At 60.9% G+C, this 18,262-nt stretch carries 18 protein-coding genes and 3 pseudogenes; 9 read left to right on the top strand and 12 right to left on the bottom strand.

Features of this window, described 5'->3' with window-relative positions:
• Positions 1-43: 43 nt before the first annotated feature.
• The 3 genes from EL22_RS08415 to EL22_RS08405 form a co-directional block, all read right to left on the bottom strand.
• A complete protein-coding gene (locus EL22_RS08415) occupies positions 44-1,225 on the bottom strand; it encodes a redox-regulated ATPase YchF (RefSeq protein ID WP_050051065.1) in 1,182 nt (393 codons plus the stop codon).
• Between the two features lie 90 nt (positions 1,226-1,315).
• Positions 1,316-1,738, bottom strand: a complete 423-nt coding sequence (locus EL22_RS08410; protein ID WP_050051064.1) for a thiol-disulfide oxidoreductase DCC family protein — start codon at positions 1,736-1,738, stop codon at positions 1,316-1,318.
• Between the two features lie 93 nt (positions 1,739-1,831).
• A complete protein-coding gene (locus EL22_RS08405; RefSeq protein WP_050051063.1) occupies positions 1,832-2,563 on the bottom strand; it encodes a GNAT family N-acetyltransferase in 732 nt (243 codons plus the stop codon).
• Positions 2,564-2,833: 270 nt separating this feature from the next.
• Between EL22_RS08405 and EL22_RS08395 the strand changes: the two genes are divergently transcribed.
• The gene (locus EL22_RS08395; protein ID WP_050051061.1) at positions 2,834-3,280 is read left to right on the top strand and encodes a hypothetical protein; all 447 of its coding nucleotides are present in this window, start codon (positions 2,834-2,836) and stop codon (positions 3,278-3,280) included.
• Here the strand turns inward: EL22_RS08395 and EL22_RS08390 are convergent.
• The gene (locus EL22_RS08390) at positions 3,269-3,865 is read right to left on the bottom strand and encodes a hypothetical protein (protein ID WP_050051060.1); all 597 of its coding nucleotides are present in this window, start codon (positions 3,863-3,865) and stop codon (positions 3,269-3,271) included. The two genes, EL22_RS08395 and EL22_RS08390, sit on opposite strands and share 12 nt — an antisense overlap.
• Before the next feature lie 531 nt (positions 3,866-4,396).
• Here EL22_RS08390 and EL22_RS08385 point away from each other — a divergent pair.
• Positions 4,397-5,302, top strand: coding sequence for a hypothetical protein (locus EL22_RS08385; RefSeq protein WP_231587910.1), 906 nt, complete (start codon positions 4,397-4,399; stop codon positions 5,300-5,302).
• 174 nt (positions 5,303-5,476) lie between these two features.
• Here EL22_RS08385 and EL22_RS19280 read toward each other — a convergent pair.
• Positions 5,477-5,923: pseudogene (locus EL22_RS19280) on the bottom strand (hypothetical protein).
• Positions 5,924-5,926: 3 nt separating this feature from the next.
• On the bottom strand, positions 5,927-6,469 hold the full coding sequence (locus tag EL22_RS08375) for a hypothetical protein (protein WP_050051059.1): 543 nt from the start codon (positions 6,467-6,469) through the stop codon (positions 5,927-5,929).
• A 442-nt stretch (positions 6,470-6,911) separates the two neighbouring features.
• Between EL22_RS08375 and EL22_RS08370 the strand changes: the two genes are divergently transcribed.
• The 3 genes and pseudogenes from EL22_RS08370 to EL22_RS19275 all read left to right on the top strand — a co-directional run.
• Positions 6,912-7,220 (top strand): DUF6516 family protein, encoded by a 309-nt coding sequence (locus EL22_RS08370; protein ID WP_050051058.1) that lies wholly within the window; start codon positions 6,912-6,914, stop codon positions 7,218-7,220.
• Positions 7,201-7,668, top strand: coding sequence for a sugar metabolism cluster protein (locus EL22_RS08365; protein WP_050051057.1), 468 nt, complete (start codon positions 7,201-7,203; stop codon positions 7,666-7,668). The genes EL22_RS08370 and EL22_RS08365 overlap by 20 nt, the downstream gene beginning before the upstream one ends.
• 125 nt (positions 7,669-7,793) lie before the next feature.
• Positions 7,794-7,897: pseudogene (locus EL22_RS19275) on the top strand (DUF955 domain-containing protein); the annotation flags it as partial.
• A gap of 688 nt (positions 7,898-8,585) precedes the next feature.
• Here EL22_RS19275 and EL22_RS08360 read toward each other — a convergent pair.
• Complete coding sequence (locus EL22_RS08360) at positions 8,586-9,128, bottom strand: DUF5813 family protein (RefSeq protein ID WP_050051056.1); 543 nt, start codon at positions 9,126-9,128, stop codon at positions 8,586-8,588.
• 196 nt (positions 9,129-9,324) lie between these two features.
• On the opposite strand from EL22_RS08360, the gene EL22_RS18000 reads away from it, so the two are divergent.
• Positions 9,325-9,483 (top strand): hypothetical protein, encoded by a 159-nt coding sequence (locus EL22_RS18000; protein WP_197075870.1) that lies wholly within the window; start codon positions 9,325-9,327, stop codon positions 9,481-9,483.
• Position 9,484: 1 nt separating this feature from the next.
• Here the strand turns inward: EL22_RS18000 and EL22_RS08355 are convergent, their stop codons facing one another.
• The 3 genes from EL22_RS08355 to EL22_RS17125 form a co-directional block, all read right to left on the bottom strand.
• The gene (locus tag EL22_RS08355; protein ID WP_050051055.1) at positions 9,485-9,874 is read right to left on the bottom strand and encodes a hypothetical protein; all 390 of its coding nucleotides are present in this window, start codon (positions 9,872-9,874) and stop codon (positions 9,485-9,487) included.
• Positions 9,875-9,979: 105 nt separating this feature from the next.
• Positions 9,980-11,266: an O-acetylhomoserine aminocarboxypropyltransferase/cysteine synthase family protein gene (locus tag EL22_RS08350; RefSeq protein ID WP_050051054.1), complete on the bottom strand. Its 1,287-nt coding sequence runs from the start codon at positions 11,264-11,266 to the stop codon at positions 9,980-9,982.
• 249 nt (positions 11,267-11,515) lie between these two features.
• Positions 11,516-11,686 carry a hypothetical protein gene (locus EL22_RS17125; protein WP_156184081.1) on the bottom strand — a complete coding sequence of 57 codons (171 nt, stop codon included), beginning with the start codon at positions 11,684-11,686 and terminating at the stop codon, positions 11,516-11,518.
• Positions 11,687-11,825: 139 nt separating this feature from the next.
• Here EL22_RS17125 and EL22_RS08345 point away from each other — a divergent pair, with 139 nt between their 5' ends.
• Positions 11,826-12,293, top strand: coding sequence for an NUDIX hydrolase (locus EL22_RS08345; protein WP_050051053.1), 468 nt, complete (start codon positions 11,826-11,828; stop codon positions 12,291-12,293).
• A 43-nt stretch (positions 12,294-12,336) separates the two neighbouring features.
• On the opposite strand, the pseudogene gpmI reads toward EL22_RS08345, so the two are convergent.
• Positions 12,337-13,910 (bottom strand): annotated as a pseudogene (gpmI, locus tag EL22_RS08340) (2,3-bisphosphoglycerate-independent phosphoglycerate mutase).
• 547 nt (positions 13,911-14,457) lie between these two features.
• On the opposite strand from gpmI, the gene EL22_RS08330 reads away from it, so the two are divergent.
• Positions 14,458-16,056: an MFS transporter gene (locus EL22_RS08330; RefSeq protein WP_394298904.1), complete on the top strand. Its 1,599-nt coding sequence runs from the start codon at positions 14,458-14,460 to the stop codon at positions 16,054-16,056.
• A 268-nt stretch (positions 16,057-16,324) separates the two neighbouring features.
• Here EL22_RS08330 and EL22_RS08325 read toward each other — a convergent pair whose 3' ends face one another.
• Positions 16,325-16,579 carry a hypothetical protein gene (locus EL22_RS08325; protein WP_197075869.1) on the bottom strand — a complete coding sequence of 85 codons (255 nt, stop codon included), beginning with the start codon at positions 16,577-16,579 and terminating at the stop codon, positions 16,325-16,327.
• A gap of 178 nt (positions 16,580-16,757) precedes the next feature.
• On the opposite strand from EL22_RS08325, the gene EL22_RS08320 reads away from it, so the two are divergent.
• Positions 16,758-18,047, top strand: a complete 1,290-nt coding sequence (locus EL22_RS08320; RefSeq protein ID WP_050051268.1) for a DNA double-strand break repair nuclease NurA — start codon at positions 16,758-16,760, stop codon at positions 18,045-18,047.
• Positions 18,048-18,262 lie beyond the last annotated feature (215 nt).

Below are 18,262 nucleotides of genomic sequence, written 5' to 3'. Positions count from 1 at the left end.
ACCGTACACTCGCCAATTTCTGACGGACAAATACGGATTTCGCTCAGGAGGCCGTCGAGACAATCTTGACGACGTCGCCCTCCTCGAGTTCGTGCGTGTCAGCGATTTCGCGGCTCGATTTCGCGTCGACGGCGTGGAGGTAGCCGTCGCCGATGTCAGAGTGGACGGCGTAGGCGAGGTCGACCGGCGTCGAGCCGTCGGGAAGCAAGAACGCGTCGGGCAACACGTTCCCGCTGCCGTCGGACCACTTCGAGGCGTCCTCGACGGGGTAGGCCGTGATGTACTCGAGCAGGTCGTAGACGGCGTAATCGAGGGCCTGCTGGACCCCGGTGCCGTTCCAGTCGGCCATCGTCTCCGAGAGATCCGCGAGCGCCTCCCGCTGGGCGTCGCTCACGTCGTCGCCGATCTCGACCGTCTCGTCGCCGGGGTCGTACGCTGCGAGCCCTGCGTCGGCCGCCCGTCTGAGCGCGAGTTCCCCCTCAGCGGTCGTCGGAACGACCGGCTTGTCGAGGTCGAGCAGTCGTTCGACGTTCTCTTCGGGCGCAATATCGATCTTGTTCGCCGCGACGACGATCGGTTTCGTTCGCCGGCGAACGTCTCGAGCCAGAGCTTCCCGATGGTCATCGGTCCACTGAATGGGGTCCTCGGGATACTCGAAGTCCCGAAGCGTGCGGGCGACATCCGTCGGCGTCGCTCCGAATCCCGTGAGCATGTCGGCGAGCGCGTCGTCGATGTCGAAATCCGGCGACCGAGACTTCCGCTCGATCGACTCCCAGTTCCGGTCGACGATGTCCGCCAGCCAGAGGTCCATCTCTTCCTCGACGAAGTCGATGTCCTCGAGCGGATCGTGCGTGCCGATATCGACGGGTTCGCCCTTCTCGTCGGTACCGCCCGACGCGTCGACGACGTTGACGATGACATCCGCGTTCGTCAGTTCGTCGAGGAACTGATTTCCCAGTCCCTTCCCTTCATGGGCCCCCGGAACCAGCCCGGCGACGTCGAGCAGTTCGATCGGGACGTACCGTTTGCCGTCCTCGCAGTTGTCGCTCGTACAGCGTTCTTCGCGCTCGAGACACGGGCAGTCGGTCCGAACGTAGCTCACCCCCCGATTGGCGTCGATGGTCGTAAACGGATAGTTGGCGACGTCGACGTCCGCCTGCGTCGCCGCGGTGTAGAACGTAGACTTGCCGGCGTTTGGCTTTCCGGCAAGGGCGATCGAGAGCATACCTACCCGTCGGTTGGTCGGGAAAACTGTCTTTCGGTTCGAGTACTCCCGCACAGTGGACCGACGAGCGGTTTCGAGGCGTTGGACCGATCACTCGAGAAACCGCGCCTGCACGTTCCCGTTAGTTTCGGGCATCTCACACCGGTCTTTCTTTCCGAACCAGCGATAGCGCCGGTCCGCGACGAAATCGTACGCGAAATCGCGAAGCCGACGCGGCAGGTACTGGAGCGGCCACAGGAGCCGGTAGACGCCGCCGAGCAACGTCGCGATTCGAATAATGGCTCCCGACTTCACGTAGGCATCCTCGCCGTCGATCAACACGACCGACTCGAGTTCGTCCGTGGGGAGGTCGTGTTTGGCGAGGAGACGCTGACCCACGTCGGATTGCAGCGACGCGAAGTAAAACCGCTCCTCGGTATCTCGCGGGATGATGAACTGTACGAAGCCGTTACAGAGCGTACAGACGCCGTCGAAGAGCACGATCGGCCCGTCGTCCGGAATCTCCTCGCTCATCGAATACCGCACCTACGGTTCGACTATAATTCAGGCTTCCGGTCACGAACCCTGTCGCGAACGTTCGAGTGACCGCTCGGCTGGGACTCGAAGCTATAGTTCGATCGCCATCATCACCTCGTCGGCGTACTTCCCGTTGAGTTTGTAGTGGTCCGCCCGGACGGCTTCGGTCTGCCAGCCCTGGGACTCGAGGAAGTCGATGGCCTCCTGGTTCACCGAGGGAACGCTCTGGTAGACCTTTTCGTAGCCGTTGACGCCGGCCCACTCGAGGCCCCGCGAGAGCAGGTGCGCCCCCAGGCCGTTGCCGCGGTACTCCTCGAGGACGCCGACGGTGAGTTCCGCGGTGTGACTTAGCTTCTCGAGTTCGGGCGCGTTGAGGTGCACCCAGCCGACGACATCGTCGTCGACCGTCGCGACGAAAAACATTCGCGACTCGATTTCGTTGTATCGGAGTAGCGCGTCCTCGCGGTCGATTTCGTCCGCGACGCTCTCGGCGACGATGTAGGTCTTCTCCTCGGCGACCTGCCGGATCGCGCCGACGATGCCGGACAGGTCCTCCTGTCTCGCCGGTCGTATCTGGAACTCAAACGTCTCGGTGGCGTACTCCTCTCGAGCGCCGCCATCGATCGTCACCCTGAGTTTACCGGCCTCCGACTCGAGGCGGCCGTCCCGTTTGAGAATGGCGACGTGATGGCGAAAGCCGCCGGGATCGATACCGAGCGCTCGGTGGACGCTCTCGGGATCGACGGCCCCCTTTCGCTCGACGTGTTCGTAGATTCGTTTTCGGTCGTCGTGGCCGAACTCGAGTTCTTCGCTGAAGGCCATGGTATGCTAGTCCATCCCAAAATACTTAGTCCTTGGCTCCGAACGCGCGAGGCTGTACGGCGCGGATGTGTTCGTTTCGTTGCACTTCGTCGGGGTGCGTTCGTTTCGTCGCATCGCCGGGAAGCGATCCGATGGTCGAGCGCGGTCGAAGTCGACGAGAACTCGGACCGCCAGGCCGCGAGAACTGGTGATCGAAGCGTCCGGGCGAGCGGTCGGAACCGAGAGATTGATACTCGAGTCCTCGAGAGCGAGTATCGATTCGAACGGAGTATGATCGGCCTCGAAGTCGTCGGCGTCGCAACAGCGCTCGTGGTCACGATCGGCCTCGGACTGGTCGCCCACGAGTGGACCCACGCCCTCGTTTTGTGGCTCGGAGACGTCGAGTACGACGTGTCGTACTTCCCCGCGCGGTCGGGCGGCGTGATCGGCGCGCTCGCGAGCTATCCGTGGGCGGTGGTCGAACCGGTCGCGGCCGACGCCGACAGGACCTGGGTGCTCCGCCTCGCCGCAGTATCGCCGCTCGCGCTCTCGAGTCCGGTCTTCGTCCTCGCCGCGAGCGGGGTCGCTCCAGCCGACGATCCGATCGTCGCAGGGATCGCGATCGGGGTCTTAGCCTGTGCGTTGCCGAGTCCACAGGACTTCTCCGTGGCGTTCTACGCTCACCGCCACGGGAGCAGTCGCTCGAGGGACGCCGTTCGACGCCGATCACGAGACTGACGGAATTGGCTCGGAACCGTCCCGTTTCGACCACCAGTGGCCGACGGCGACGGCGCCGACCGTCGCTAAGACGAGCAGGGCGAGTCCAGTCGAGGGACCGACGCCGAATTCGTGGATACTCGCGCCCGTAAATACGACGCAGAGAAGGACCGCGACCCCGTACCGCCGGGGCCACGGATCCGGCGCGGTGTCGACGGGATCGACCGCGAGGTAGGACTCGAGCTGTCTCGCCCGGCGACGCCGCTCGACGATGCCGCGGTCCTTGTCGTAATCGACGATGCCGTGTTCGTCGAGTTTCGGGAGATGGGTCTGGTACAGCGAGATGTAGACGCGCTGGCGATCCGAGGAGGAGAGCGACTCGACCGTCGTTTCCTCCTCCCAGGCGGCGACCTGTTCGGCGAGATCGCGCAGTTCGACCCGCCCGTCCGCTCGAGCCATGTATCGAACCACGTCGCGACGGCGGCTCGTCTGCAGGAGGTGAAACGCGTCGTCTTTCGAGATCACTGTCGGTCGGTCCGTCGGTTCGGTCGACGAACCGGACTCGACCGATCGTCGTCGAAATTCGTTTTCGCCACCAACACCCATTATTCGTGAACACTATTCTCACCTCACATAAAACTGTGACCTGTTGTCATACATCCGTGTCACAGACGACGGTACTCGAGAACATGAACTGCCATACCGCGGCGAAAAGACCCAGCGGGTCCGCTTATTAGACCCGCTCGGGTCCAGTGGGTGGCCACACAGCCACGAGTGGCCGTAAAACGCTGATTGAGCATGAGTGATCCACGGGGCACACAGGGGATGTACCCCTCGTCCGCGGCTGGGAACCGCGGTCCACCGGCACTCACAGGGATAGTCAGGAGCCGATTCGTCGCGTTCGGTCGTCGGAACCACACCGACATGAATACTGTTGCTCCGTCCAATATTAAAGCTAACTATGGGAGCAATATCCATATATCCCGGGGATAAAATGCAGATAGCGTACAGATTTTCTACAGAAAGAGTACATGCATCTAAATATCTTGGTTCAAGAGAGGAAATTTGCGCGAGTCTGGATTTTCATCCCTTCGAAGACTTGCTAGCGGGGCTGTAGTTTAAATCCGAAGGCAAAGCATGAGTTTCCCAGACGACACTATGACTGACCATTACACAAATTATGAAGCGCTTCGGCCGCTCGGTGAGGCAACGCACGTCCCCGACGAGAGACTCTCCAGTCGTCGCGACGAAGGGACACACTGTCAACGCGTGGACGGCATCGATACAGACGGGTATCCTGCTACCACAGCAGCGAGTACGGCCGAGTGCTCCTGTGGCACATCGATTCCTCTCGGCCAGTTGAAGTGCCGGTTCTGTCTCACAAACCATCTCGAGGCAGCTTCAGACAACCAGGATACGGTCGACGTGGAGTACGATCTTCTCCACATTATCTTCGCTCTCGCCGAGGCGTCGACGTACTACGGCGCTGTAGCGAAGGGCTCTGCAGCGGCTACTCTCCTTTCGAATTCGGATTCTGATCCTATGATCGATGAATGCCAGATGATCTACGATCTCGAGACAGCGCCTGCTACGCAGCTTGCCGATCAGTGGCCCTCACTTCCACCGGCGACTCGAGTTGTATCTGAAAGCGGTACACAATTGCTCGAAACGGCTCGTGGGCGGACAGAGTGGGAAGAGTCACATCACGGCGCCGAGCACGCGACGTACTTCTATGACGAGACTGGGAGTCCGATCTGGACTGAAAATCGTCTTGTGACTATCCTCGAGAAGGTAGATGACGATGTCTGGCTTGTGCCAGCGATGGCCCTCCACCGATCTGGCGAGAAGTCTCCGATCTCGGATGATCAGTGCGGACCTCCAAACAAGACACACCTCGAGTGTCGTGCATGCAGTTCCGAGACTGTTCATCGATTCCTCGAGTTCGAAAAAGTCCCTGATGACAGGTGGGATGGGCAGCCAATGTGGGAATGCCAGCACTGTGAATCAGCCCGATATGGACCCGAACCGGACGGATCTCGGTAAGCAGGAGGGAGACCTAACCAACAGTGGCGTAGTATCTTTGGAATTGTTGGTTAATGGGTGCCCTGATGTACCTACTGTACTCTCGCCACGACGACTAGTCCATTGTCCAGAAGCAAACAATTAAACGGACTCACAACTAGCTGATCAGTACGTTCTTGGGTGTCTTCTCAAGAATCAGGATTCCTGGTTCACGTACTGGTAGTCCGGGTGAGCATCTTCGACTATTTCCCAGAGGATTAGCGAAGGGGTCTCATGTTCGAATGTGAATCCCCATCGATCCGCCTCGTCGGCAGCCGAGTACTGGAAATGCACTCGTCCGAGATCGGGATGGTCCTCATCTTGGTGCCAGCCAGCATGAAAATCTGTGTTTGGGTTTGTGTAGTTAACGCGGAACCAATCGTGTGGGTCCTGGCAATACCACTTCACGGTTAGTTCGGGTGAGTCAGGTCCGGTTGGTGGATCAAGTCAGTTTGGGTCGAAAATTGCTCGCAACGCTGTCGCTTCGGTCTCATCCGGAACGTATTCGACCGCCGTGATTTGGGGCACACGCTCGAGAACGTCTCGCTTTAGTTGGGCATAGAGGTTCGCGTTCGGGTCACTACCCGGATGCGGGACAGACATTCGTTAGCTGCTTGCCTCGACGGGTTCTGTCGTTGGAGCGAGGAAATCCCATTCGCGGACAGCGAAGCCGACGATTCGGATACGCCGTTGGAGGTGCTCCCACTCGCGTGCAATTTCACGGCGACGATCTTCTTCGTCGGCGACGAGGCTGTCGTCGGCGAGTGTCCCACGAAGGTGGTTTGGCGACTCGATGTCGAACTCGTCCTCCCAGTCCCGGATCTGTCCTTTCATGTCGGCGAGACGGTTCGTGAGCTCCTCGACAGTGTGTCCGCTGTCTCGAAGGCGTATCGCCTCTTGCATCGCTTGACGGCGATAATCCGGATAGTACGTGCTGTGAGTGCTACTATCGTCACGGTGGAGAATTCCGTCGTCGACGAGCCGTTCAAGAACACGCTTGGTGGGTTCGTGCGACCACCCTGCTTCGGACGCAATCCAGTTTGCTGTCCGCGGCTCCGACAGCTGGCGAGCAACCATCCGGACCCGGTCTTCGCCCGTAGTCTGGCGATCCATGAGGCTTTCTCCAGGATTCGATTCGTCTGTGGTCATACGCTACTGTTCGTGTTCGATCTTCATATAGATAGAGGTAGTTCGGTCTATATTGATTCTAGGCTTTGCCATCCGATCAACGTGACCAAGCCAACCAGAGTAAGCTTGCAGACTGATTTTGGCGGGTCTACTTCAATAAAAGACTTCTTCCCGGACGCACTTTTTAGAGACACGTCCCAAGCACCTCAGACGATAGCTTTTGCGTCCCACAGTTTATACAAGCAGACACAGCCAGACACCCCCATGTCCACAGATAGAGACGACAATCTCCTGATCGTGATGGCGGTGGCACGGTTACATTTCTGGACGGGGCAAGCCGAGTACCTTGGATCTTGACCCCAAGGTAGTTCTGGAAAAGGGGATGCTCTTTCCATACTGTTGGGGTGCGCCACCAACGATAAGCTTTAACTCTGTTGGGTCCGTTTCCCAACATAGGAGAACGATGCCTGCAACGGTCGTGTACCGGGACGAAGACGAGAAACCAGACGGGAGTCGATACGAGATGGTCGCGTGGCAGGTCCCGGTGAGTGAGGACTTCCCGCAGGGGCTGAAGTACAGCTTCCAGTACATGGACGCTGACGGCGACACGCTCCTGCGGTACGATAACTCGCCCTACCATTTGGATGTCGGTCGGCATCACCGACACCCACCCGAGGGCGACATCACGAAGCTAGAGTTCACAGGCCTCTCCGATCTAATCGACGACTTCCAGAACGAGGTGAACGAAATCCATGCCCGACGAACCGACTGACATCGAACCCACGCACGACGAATTCACGCCCGCCCCGGACGAGGTCGAGTACCCCTCGACCCTCCGCATCACATCGCTCCCAGCGGAGCAGGCGCAGGCAGCGGCCATCGAGCGCGCCGAACGGTGGGAGGGAGGCGAGGAAGTCCCACACGTCGTCAACTTCGAAGACCGTGCACGGCTCCGCCAGCTGCTCACCGACCGGCGGATGGAGCTGCTCGAAGTGGTGATGGAGCACCCGCCCGAGAGCATCCGCGCACTGGCCGACCGTCTCGGCCGTGACGTCCACGATGTCCACGACGATCTGTACCTGCTGGCCGAGTACGACATTATTCACTTCGAAGAAGACGGCCGCGCGAAGAGGCCGTACGTCCCCTACGACACGGTCCGGCTCGAGGTCGAGTTCGGGTTGCCACGCGGCGACGGGACAGAGTCAGCCGTATCGGCGTAGCCGGCGTTCTGGAAGGAGGTTTCCGACGTTGGACTCCGAGGCAGTAGCGGTGTTGGAACGCCTATAGTAGTCTTATCTTCGGCAGGAGGTAGTTGACACCGAGATTCTCCATCGTCTGGTAGACCTCAAGCGATCAGTTCCAGGAGTGGCTCGACGTCCAGAGTCACTTCCACGACTACTCCTACCGAACAACACTCCGCATACTCTCCAGTGTCCTGAGACGACTCAGGGACACAGATGACGATGTTTGACTCGTGCCAGCGATGGCCCTCCGCCGATCTGACACGGAGTCCTCAATCCCGAATGATCGCTGTGAACGCTCAAATAGGACGCACCTCGAGTGTCCGGACGAGATCCGACAGTGGCACGAACCCTCGCAGAGCAGGCGAGTACCTCGGGATCAAGCCCCGAGGAGGTTTAAGTGATGTTATTCTCCAGCAATGGACTGACAATCTGCTTCGAGTCGAATGTCCGGTGTCCCGTTCTGAGCAGTCTCTACATATATTTCGATACCTGCCTCATTCGGTCCATCGCAAGGAAGTGCTGGTTGCTCAAAGCCGGGCCACTCACGTTCGAATCGGGTCTCGTCAACGGTCACGACGATTGTTTCGGGATCCGTCGATGCTGGAAACGTCGCATCCTCGTCAGACTCGTTACTGTCTGAAAGTACATATTCTTTCTCGAAAAGGACATTCTCATCCTTGTTTGTAATCGTGAGACTATCGCTGCATTAGTAGTGGTATTTGGACTGATACAGGCTGGTTCCTTTTTTGTGCAGGATAATTCAGCTATGTCTACAATTTTTGCTTTGGGTGGAATCGCCTATGCGTTAGCAGGTGTCCTATTTTGGCGTGAGATTTGAACCCCATCACAAGACGTTGTGAGGAGGTGCAGGCCTTCACTGGAGTTACTCGACGTTACATCGGCATACCGCCACTGTTCCCGTCTCCCTCCGCGGCCTGCTGGCCTCGGCTCTGGGCGTTCTCGAGCAACGTCGCAGCCTCGCCCTCGTACTCGTAGCCGGGGACGATGCCCTGGGCGTAGGTTCCCTCGACGTACTCGAGCAGCGTTTTGGCGTCCTCGACTCCCTCCGCGGCGTTCCAGACGACGTACTCGAAGATTACGCGGACTTCGTCGGGGTCGCGCTCGAGAACCGGCTCCTCGTGGGTGCTCGTCTGGGCGACCGAAAAGGTGTCCGCGAGCCGTCGCTCGAGGGTTTCGAACCAGCCGTCTTCGACGACCTGCTCGACGGTAGGGCCGGTGTCGGCGGTGGCAGCCGAAAGCGTCGGCAGCGCGATCGTGACGCGGAACTCGCCGTCTCGTTTCCCCTCCCCTTCGTCGGCGGTCACGGTCGTCTCGAAGACGGTCGTCTCGAGGTCGTAGCCTGTGCCATCCCCTCTCGGTGTGAACGCGTCGTGGGACTCGAGTTCGCGCTCGACGGCGGCGGGCTGGTCGGTCATTACCCGGACAAGGGCCGGGTCGAAAAAGGGTGTTACGCTGGCGGCCGACGATGCCGACCGCGTCGAACGAACCGTCACACGATCCGAACTGTTCAGGGCCGTTTCGGACCGTTTGGACCGTTTCTGATCGAAACGGTGCGTTTCTCAGCCCGAACGCGCTCCATAACTACAACCGATGTTGTCATCTGTCGGTGCCATGAGTCTTGATAGATCCGAAGCGGAACGTCGTCGGTTCGCGCGATTGCTCGGCATCGACGACGAAGCGGGCTTTGGATTACCGATCGGTTCGCGGGCAGAAAACGAGACGCGGGAACGAGATACGTCCGTTTCGAACGCGAAACGGACCGCCGATTGATTCAGTCGAGCGCCCGTTCTTCGAGGTACGTACGCAGCGCGGTCGCGACTTCTTCGAAGTCCTTGACGGTCAGCCCGTCGGTGGTGACCAGCACGCCCTCGCGGTCGTTGGTCACCCTGATGAGAAAGCCGTTGTCGAAGACCCGAATCGTGTAGTTGTAGTCGCCGAGTTCGGACCCTTCGTAGGCGGTCTGGGCAGTCGTGAACCCGCGCCACTCGTGGCCGATAAACGTCGAGAGGTCCGCGTCGCGCTCGAGGTCGTCGCGGAGGTACAGTTGCTCGTAGTCGTCTCTCGTGAAGTAGGTGACCGAACGCAAGCTATCGCCGATGGCTGTCCGGGCAGTCGTGACGATCTGGTTCGACGTGTCGGACGTGAGTAGCCCTGTGGCCATATCTGATGGCTGGGCCTCCGTGACCTTAATGACGGTGGCTTTCCGCGGCCGATGTACTCGTCCCGTTTCGGGCCACTCAGACGGGCCAAACGCAGTTTCAATCCGTTAGGCCTGTTCGATCGCCTGCTCGAGGTCTGCGATCACGTCCTCGACGTCTTCGATGCCGACCGAGAGCCGGACGAGGTCGTCGGTGACGCCGCCAGACAGTTTTTCCTCCTCGGTGAGCTGTTGGTGGGTCGTACTCGCCGGGTGGATGATCAGCGTCTTCGCGTCGCCGACGTTCGCCAGCAGACTCGTGAGGTCGACCTCGTTACAGACGGTCTCGGCCGCGTCGTAGCCGCCTTCGACGCCGAACGTGATCATCCCGCCGTAGCCGCCCTCGAGGTACTTCTTGGCGTTTTCGTGCGTTTCGTGACTCTCGAGACCGGGGTAGTTGACCCAGGAAACCTTGTCGTGGTCCTCGAGGTATTCGGCGACGAGCTGGGCGTTCTCGGCGTGTTTCTCCATCCGCAGGGGCAGCGACTCGAGTTTCTGGAGCGTGACCCAGGCGTCGAACGGCGACTGCTGGTTGCCCAGATCCCGTAGTCCGCGAGTGCGCGCGGCGATGGCGAACGCCTGCTCGCCGAACGTCTCGTGGAAGTTGATCCCGTGATAGGCCGGGTTCGGTTCGGTGAGTTCGGGGTAGTCGCCCTCGTCCCAGGGGAAGCTGCCGCCGTCGACGAGGACGCCGCCGACCGTCGACCCGGAGCCGGTGAGCCACTTCGTCGTCGAGTTCCAGACCAGGTCCGCGCCGTGTTCTAACGGCCGACAGAGGTGTGGGGTGGCGAAGGTGTTGTCGACGAACAGCGGCACGTCGTGTTCGTGTGCGATCTCCGCGACCCGTTCGATGTCGGGCGTGACCAGCGCCGGATTGCCGATCGTCTCCAAGTGGACGAACGCCGTGTCGTCGTCGATGGCCTCCTCGTAGGCGTCGTAATCGAGCGTATCGACGAACTTCGTCTCGATGCCACGCTTCGCGACGGTGTGGGTGAGGTAGGTGTAGGTGCCGCCGTAGAGCGCCGACGCGGAGACGATGTTATCGCCGACCTCGGCGAGGATGAAGGTTGCGAGGTCGAAGGCGGCCATCCCGGACGCGGTCGCGAGCGCGCCGACCCCGCCCTCGAGCGTCGCGATGCGCTCTTCTAACATCGCGTTGGTCGGGTTCATGATCCGCGAGTAGATGTTGCCGAACTCCTCTAACCCGAACAGGTCCGCCGCGTGCTCGGTGTCGTCGAAGACGTAGGACGTCGTTTGGTAGATCGGCGGCGCTCTGGCCCCCGTCGTCGGATCTGGTTCCTGGCCCGCGTGGACGCTGTTCGTGGCGAAGCGGTGATTCGGTTGTTCGTCGCTCATGTACGCGAACGGATGATCGGGACCGTAGTAAAAGTATCCGATATCCGATGATACAGCGTTCGCCGGGGGCGGCCATCAGAACGCCGTCTTCCGAGAGCGGTACTGTCACCGTTTAGAATGGTGCTGTCGCCGTTCCGAGTGATGCTGCCGCCGATTTTCGAGCGACGTCGTCGATCGAATCGCACGTCGAGGGGGACAGTCACCGTTCGAAAGCTAAACTGCGGTCGTGGATCCGATCGACGCCTATCTTCACAGCAGACCCATCGCGACGAGGCCGGCGAGCGGTTCTCGAAGTAACAACAGGAGGACGCCTGCAGCCACGACGACGACGACCCAGCCGAACATGATGTACATCGCTTTGCGGACGAAGTCTTCGTCTTCGTCCATCATGAGTGAGCCCTGAGATTCCTGATTAGCCATGATCGTGACTTTCGACTCGGTTACTATAATATTACGTGTGATCCATCCACCGTGCTATTCGTTCTCTTGTAACAGTTCAAATCTGGCATAACGCGTTCGATCGGAGCGCCTTTGATCGTCCGGTGCTCCCCACTCGAGCATGGAAACGACTCGTCACTTCACCGTGACGCTCTACATCGTCAACGACGGCGCGACGGCGCTTCACGCGCACGATAGGCTCGGAAAGCGAATCCCGCCCGGCGGCCACATCGACCGCGACGAACTGCCACACGAGGCGGCGATCCGTGAGTGTCGCGAGGAAACCGGCCTCGAGGCGTCGATCCCGCGAGTTCAGGACTCACTCGAGAGCGACGCGGGCCGGAGTCTTCCCCAGCCTCGTCGGCAGATGCTCTACGACGTCGACGTTTACGACGGCGCCGTCGGCCACCAGCACATCGATCACGTCTACTTCGGCTCCGTGCCGAGCCGCGAAATCGATCCGGGTCCGGGCGAGGCCGGTGTCGACGCGTGGGCCTGGTACACACCCGACGAACTCCAGGCGAGCGACCTCGACGCCGACGTAATCGAACTCGGCTGTGCGGCGATCGACGCGGTCGGACAGCGCTGAGGACGGACCGCAGCGTTCCAGTACCCCGGTTCGTCGGTGCGAACTACTCGAGTAAGCTCTCGCCGGTCATCTCCGGGGGCTGCTCGATGCCGATCAACTCTAGCATCGTCGGAGCGATGTCCGCGAGGGTCCCGCCGTCGCGGACCTGTCGGCCGTCGTCGGTGTCGTCGCTCGCGGGTCGTCCCTCCTCGCTCGCGTCTTCGTGGTCGGTTTCCGACCCCGCTCCCGGCGCAACGTACACGAACGGTACGAGGTTGTACGTGTGCGCCGTGTGCGGGCGCTCTTCGGTACCCATATCGTCGGCGTTGCGTGATCGGCGGTGATGAGGACGTGCGCCCCGTGGTCCTCGAGCGTGTCGACGAGTCGTCCGAGTTCGAAATCGACGGCTTCGACGGCTTCGACGGCGGCGCGGTAGTCGCCCGTGTGACCCACCATGTCCGGATTGGCGTAGTTGAGCACGAGTACGTCCGGATCTTCGCGTCGAATCGTCTCGATCGCGGTGTCGGTCACCTCGGGGGCGCTCATCTCCGGTTGCTGGTCGTAGGTCGGGACGTCCGGGCTCTCGATGATCTCCCTGTGTTCGCCGTCGAACTCGACCTCGCGACCGCCGTTCAGGAAGTATGTGACGTGGGCGTACTTCTCGGACTCGGCCATCCGAAGCTGACTCATCCCTGCGTTGGCGAGCACCTCGCCCAGCACCTGCTCGGGCTGGTTCGGCGGGAACGCGATGGGCTGGTCGAACGTCTCGTCGTACTCGGTCATCGTCACGAGTTCGATGTCTGGCGGACTCGTCTCGAACTCCCACTCGGGCCGAATATCGGCGAGCAGCCGCGTGAGCTGTCGCGCCCGGTCGGATCGGAAGTTGAACCAGACGACCGAGTCGCCGTCCTCGAGCGCCGGTGCACCCGAAATGACCGTCGGCTCGACGAACTCGTCGGTCTCCCCGCGGTCGTAGGACGATTCGACGGCGTCGACTGCCGACTCGGCATCGTACTCGGCCTCGCGGGAGACGATGGCGTCGTAGGCGCGTTTCGTCCGGTCCCAGTTCTGGTCGCGGTCCATCGCGTAGTACCGCCCCGAAACCGTCGCAACGTCGCCCGTCCCGTGGGTATCGATGGCCTCCTCGAGCGCCGTCAGATACCCCTTGCCGCCGGTCGGGGACGTATCTCGGCCGTCGGTGATCGCGTGGGTGACGGCCTCGACGTCGCGGTCCGCGGCGAGTTCGATCAGCGCGTGGAGGTGTTCCTGATCGGAGTGGACCCCGCCGTCGCTGACGAGGCCGAGAAAGTGCACCCGTCCGTCGTTCTCGCGGGCGTGGTCGAACGCCGCGTTGATCGCGTCGTTCTCGCGGAACGAGCCGTCGTCGATGGCGTCCGAGATCCGGGTGTACTCCTGGTAGACGACCCGACCCGCGCCGATGTTGAGGTGGCCGACCTCGCTATTTCCCATCTGTCCGTCGGGCAGGCCCACGCGCCGGCCGGCGACCTCGAGACTGCCCGACGCGCCGGTTCTCGAGAGCCGATCGAAGACCGGCGTGTGGGCTGCCTCGACTGCGTTTCGTCCGCCGTCGTCATCACCGAGTCCCCAGCCGTCGAGGACGATCAGTGCCGCGTCCATGTTCGAGTCCAACGGGTCCCGCCGTATCTAGCTGTCGCTCACGTCGGGTTGGGAGTCGCTCGATCGTGAAGTGAACACGCGAATGGGAAGACGGTTTCAATGTGAGCTACTCCTCCATCTACGGAAATCTCGTCTGATACGTGACGTTCCGTTTACGCGTCGGCAGGCGTAGCCCACAGTTCGGTCGTCTTCGACTGCCACGAGCGAGGACTGGGTGCGGAATTCGACCGCAGTCGTACTCGTCGCCTTCCTCTCGATACGTCTCGTCGTTACGTTTCCGTAGTATTACCGCACCAGCGTCCGTCGGGCGGGTCGAACCGGGCGCTTCGACTGTTCGTTGTCCCGCCAGTCGCTGCCGAATCGAAGTACCTGATCACGGCCCGGTTATTTCCCGGTCAAAAGCATGAGACACTCTATGACCCCGGACGAGCCTTTCTTGAGGGGCAATACGTCCATATCTGCGGAGTTACAGACGAGGATACAATACTGGGCTCCGGCAATCGCTGCAAGTCTGACGACGTTCATCGTGATCGTCAACGCGTCCCTGATGAACGTGGCGATCCCCACGATGGTAAACGAGTTCGATACCACGGTCACCGTGATTCAGGGGGCGGTATCACTCTACTCGCTGGTGATCGCTGCGCTGATTCTGCCGGCCGGTACGCTACCGTCTCGGTATAGTACGAGGCGCGTACTGACTGTCGCGCTGATCGTCTACGCCGGTGGGACGCTGGTGGCAGCGATCAGCTGGAACACGGCGATCCTTTATACCGGCTGGTCACTCATCCAGGGTGGCGCGGCCGCCGTGTTATTTCCCCTGACGTTCACCGTGTTGACGATCAGTTACGAAGACGATGACCGGGCGAAGGCGTTCGGCTTGTTAGCAGGCGTACACGGAGTTGGGTCGACTCTCGGACCGATTATCGGTGGCGCACTGACCACGTACGCGAGCTGGCGCTGGGGTTTTTCCCTCCAAATTCTCGGTACGGGGGTTATTCTCTGCTTCGTTCGGTACGTGACCCCGGACCCACTGTCGGAGTCGCGAAGTTCGCTGGATACGGGCGGAATGGCGCTGTCCATCGTCGGTGCGACATCGCTCGTTGCTGGGTTCCTCCTCAGCGGAAAGTACGGGTGGTTAATCGAACGGCGGCCGTTCGTCGTCGGCGAGGTGCAGTTCAATCCGTTCGGAACGTCGCCGGCGATCTGGTTTCTCGGGGTCGGACTGCTCGCGTTCGCCGCGTTCGTTCAGTACGAACGCCGGATTGAACGCGCCGGGAAGTCACCGCTCGTTCCGCTACACGTACTGACGAATCGTCCTTTTGTGGCCGGCGTCGTAACGTACAATATTCGCTCGATAGTCTCTGCCGGCTTCATGTTTATTTTCCCGGTCTATCTTCAGGCGGTACTTGGGTACACTGCGTTCGAAACCGGACTCGCGTTGTTGCCGTACTCCGTCGCGTCGATCCTCTTTGCGACGATCACGACCGGCTGGCGAAAGCACGTCTCGCCAAAGACGCTCGTTCAGATCGGCATCGTGTGTATGGGCGCCGGACTGTTGGCACTGTACGAGCAGACGGGACCCGGACAGACGATCGGCAGCATGCTCGTTCCAGTGGCGCTTTACGGAGCCGGTGTCGGGTTCGTAGTGGCACAGATCGGCAATATGACGATGTCAGCGGTCTCGACCGCGAACTCCCCCGAGGCGTCCGGTGTCCTGAACGTGAGCAGTTCGATCGGCTTCGCCATGGGGACCGCAGTCGTCGGCTCGTTTTTTCTCGGACAGTTCTACGGTGGCGTCGTCGACAGAGTGCTCCGAGTGGAACACGTGAGCGTTTCGACAGCGCAACGAAACGATCTGGTGATCGCTCTTGAGGACGCAGCGGAGACGGCGACCGAGGCCACGCAACAACAGTTTCTGAACCAACTCACCCCAACGCAACGACAGTTGCTCGAGGGTGTCTTCGAGGCCGCGATGTTCGACGCCCAGCGGGCGACGCTACTCCTCCTCGTACTAATCGTGTTGCTCCTGCTTATCGCATCGACGTTTTTGCCACGGCAGATACCGGAGACCGACGAACGTACTGACCATCCAGAACCGTCCCAGGAATCACCACGCGAAACGTCAGAAACAGCCGTGAAGGACTAACCGAAGTCCCAACACCGGGCGCATGGATTCGAATCACGTCAGAAACAACGCAATACCTACAGATACGCGACGATAACCACGATCGTTCGAATCGAGCCCTCGATGGTCGAACTCCAGTCGAGAGATTCTAGACTCGACTCGGTGTTCGATTAGCAGTGTAGTTACTAAACCGGTGGATCGGGTTTCAGGCGGAAGGCAAAATACAGAAACCGTGTCACCACGATCGTCGGATACCCACTCTCGACGGCCGGGTGATGTCAAATTCTACTCATTCGTGTTCGTACTCAGCGCCGCAGTCGCCACAGACGGTGCCGTGGCCCGGTTTGCTGCGCTGGGCGAACACCGCGCCGCAGTCGGGGCAGATCATAAAGAGTCGGTGTTCGGGCGGAACGCCCGCCTCGAACTCCATATGGACCCACGCGTCGGGGTTTTCCTCGTCGCGGATGGTCACACCGTTTTCCGTGCGGTGCCAATTGATCGGTTGTGTCTCCGAATCGGCGGTCCGAATTCCTCGCTTGGACATCGGGTATTCGGGTGGTCGACACCCAGTCATATACGTTTTCTGATAATTATTTACCCGGTCTCGAGTGAACCGCTCGAGCACGGCATGAATTGTAGCGGGGGATTGGTTCGATGCGGGCGGTGGCCGAGGAGTCGAACCGATCGCGGGATTTTTGCGGGTGGGGTCGGTGGAGTCGGTCATGACGCTCGATCCGGTCCACTTCGACGGCATCGCGCGGCTGGCGCGGCGGATCGACCACGGTGCCGACGAGCGGGACCACCGGGAGTTCGCCGAGACGGTCTGGGAGTCGTTTCTGGATCCGCTCGCGTACGACGGTCGAACGATTCTCGAGCCGGTCGGCGAGCAGCGAAAGCGTCTCGTCGGCTGTGAGGACGTTGCACTCTGCGAGCGGCCGTTTCCGACCCAGCACGGCCTCGACGCCGGGACGATCAATCCCACGACGTTCAAAAACGGGCTCGTCATCGACATCGCACAGGCCGCGATGAGCACGACCCCGAGTGACCTCGACCTCCACCGCTCGCGAACCGTCGTCGCGACGGTTCACTCGAACGACGAGACCGCGCGGGTCGACGATCGATGGGATACCTTCGACGAGGGGTACAGCCGCTCGCGCGCGGTGAAGGTGCCGCCGCTACCCCGGTTCGCCGAGGGCGTCGTCCACGCGCTCGCGCTGTATCTCGCCGAGAGCGAGCACGCCCGCGAACACGCCGACGACGTCTCCGATCTGCTCGTTCTGGACGGTCCGCTCTATCCCCGCGGACTGCTTCGATGGGCCGACCAACACCCCGACCTCGCGGATTTCCTGCTCGAGGATCCGCGCCCGGAGACGGTCCTCGAGAACTACGTTCGGCTGGTCGAGCACTTCTGTGAACGGGACGTTCCCCTGATCGGGTTCGTCAAGAACCCCGCAACGCGCGTCATAACCCGGACGCTCAAACGAAAGAAGCGAACCGAGGGGGACGTGGGAATCGACGTTCCCTGGGCCGACGACTCCGCGATGTTCACCCGGATCTTAGAGTGCGGGGAGTACGTCGACGACGTCGACGGCGAGCGTTGGGAGCGAGACACCTCCGCGCTGACCTACACCAACTGGTTCCGGTCTCGAGGCGGCGTCGATCGGCCCCTTTCGGTCGAGGGCGACGCCTTAGGCGTCGAGCGAAAGCGAGACCTCGAGGACTACGAGGTGACGTTTTTCGTCCTCTACGATCCGCGCGACGACCTGCTCTATCGAGTCGAAGCGCCCTACGCCTTCACCCGCGATCCGGAGACCCGCGAGCGGTTGACAACGTCCGTGCTCCAGAGCGTGGCGATCGCCCACGGCCCGCCAACGATCATCGAGAAGGCGGACGAACTGGCCCGAATCAGCAATCCGGAGAAGCGCTCGCTCCGCGAGAGTTTAGAGGACAGTTTCGACACGACGCGGGACCGGACTTACGACAATCACCGGTGGGGCGAGGATCTGGTCTAACTCCCGACGAACGGTGTGCATCGCCGAACTCGCGGACGTTCAAACCCCTCGAACATTGCGGAGCGAAGGCGACAAGACGACCGGCGTGTAAACGAGTCGTACGATAGACCATTGCCCGACCTGGTCGGGCCTGAGCGGATCTGATCTACGGACCTGACAACCTGCATCACGGGTCTGACAACCTGCTCACGAGGTCGTATGCCCGCACGTGCCTA

The sequence above is a fragment of the Halostagnicola sp. A56 genome (assembly GCF_000691505.1).
GTDB lineage: Archaea > Halobacteriota > Halobacteria > Halobacteriales > Natrialbaceae > Halostagnicola.
The sequence above is the reverse complement of the archived record's forward strand: the minus strand, read 5'-3'. Positions and strand labels throughout refer to the sequence as shown.

Excerpts from the sequence above, each read along its gene's own strand:
- EL22_RS08390 (WP_050051060.1), bottom strand. The coding sequence starts at position 3,865 with ATGGGTGTTGGTGGCGAAAACGAATTTCGACGACGATCGGTCGAGTCC.
- EL22_RS08350 (WP_050051054.1), bottom strand. The coding sequence starts at position 11,266 with ATGAGCGACGAACAACCGAATCACCGCTTCGCCACGAACAGCGTCCAC.
- EL22_RS08365 (WP_050051057.1), top strand. The coding sequence starts at position 7,201 with ATGCCCGACGAACCGACTGACATCGAACCCACGCACGACGAATTCACG.
- EL22_RS08330 (WP_394298904.1), top strand. The coding sequence starts at position 14,458 with ATGAACGTGGCGATCCCCACGATGGTAAACGAGTTCGATACCACGGTC.
- EL22_RS17125 (WP_156184081.1), bottom strand. The coding sequence starts at position 11,686 with ATGGCTAATCAGGAATCTCAGGGCTCACTCATGATGGACGAAGACGAA.
- EL22_RS08375 (WP_050051059.1), bottom strand. The coding sequence starts at position 6,469 with ATGACCACAGACGAATCGAATCCTGGAGAAAGCCTCATGGATCGCCAG.
- EL22_RS08405 (WP_050051063.1), bottom strand. The coding sequence starts at position 2,563 with ATGGCCTTCAGCGAAGAACTCGAGTTCGGCCACGACGACCGAAAACGA.
- EL22_RS08395 (WP_050051061.1), top strand. The coding sequence starts at position 2,834 with ATGATCGGCCTCGAAGTCGTCGGCGTCGCAACAGCGCTCGTGGTCACG.
- EL22_RS08325 (WP_197075869.1), bottom strand. The coding sequence starts at position 16,579 with ATGTCCAAGCGAGGAATTCGGACCGCCGATTCGGAGACACAACCGATC.
- EL22_RS08345 (WP_050051053.1), top strand. The coding sequence starts at position 11,826 with ATGGAAACGACTCGTCACTTCACCGTGACGCTCTACATCGTCAACGAC.
- EL22_RS08385 (WP_231587910.1), top strand. The coding sequence starts at position 4,397 with ATGAGTTTCCCAGACGACACTATGACTGACCATTACACAAATTATGAA.
- EL22_RS08360 (WP_050051056.1), bottom strand. The coding sequence starts at position 9,128 with ATGACCGACCAGCCCGCCGCCGTCGAGCGCGAACTCGAGTCCCACGAC.
- EL22_RS08415 (WP_050051065.1), bottom strand. The coding sequence starts at position 1,225 with ATGCTCTCGATCGCCCTTGCCGGAAAGCCAAACGCCGGCAAGTCTACG.
- EL22_RS08355 (WP_050051055.1), bottom strand. The coding sequence starts at position 9,874 with ATGGCCACAGGGCTACTCACGTCCGACACGTCGAACCAGATCGTCACG.
- EL22_RS18000 (WP_197075870.1), top strand. The coding sequence starts at position 9,325 with ATGAGTCTTGATAGATCCGAAGCGGAACGTCGTCGGTTCGCGCGATTG.
- EL22_RS08410 (WP_050051064.1), bottom strand. The coding sequence starts at position 1,738 with ATGAGCGAGGAGATTCCGGACGACGGGCCGATCGTGCTCTTCGACGGC.
- EL22_RS08370 (WP_050051058.1), top strand. The coding sequence starts at position 6,912 with ATGCCTGCAACGGTCGTGTACCGGGACGAAGACGAGAAACCAGACGGG.
- EL22_RS08320 (WP_050051268.1), top strand. The coding sequence starts at position 16,758 with ATGACGCTCGATCCGGTCCACTTCGACGGCATCGCGCGGCTGGCGCGG.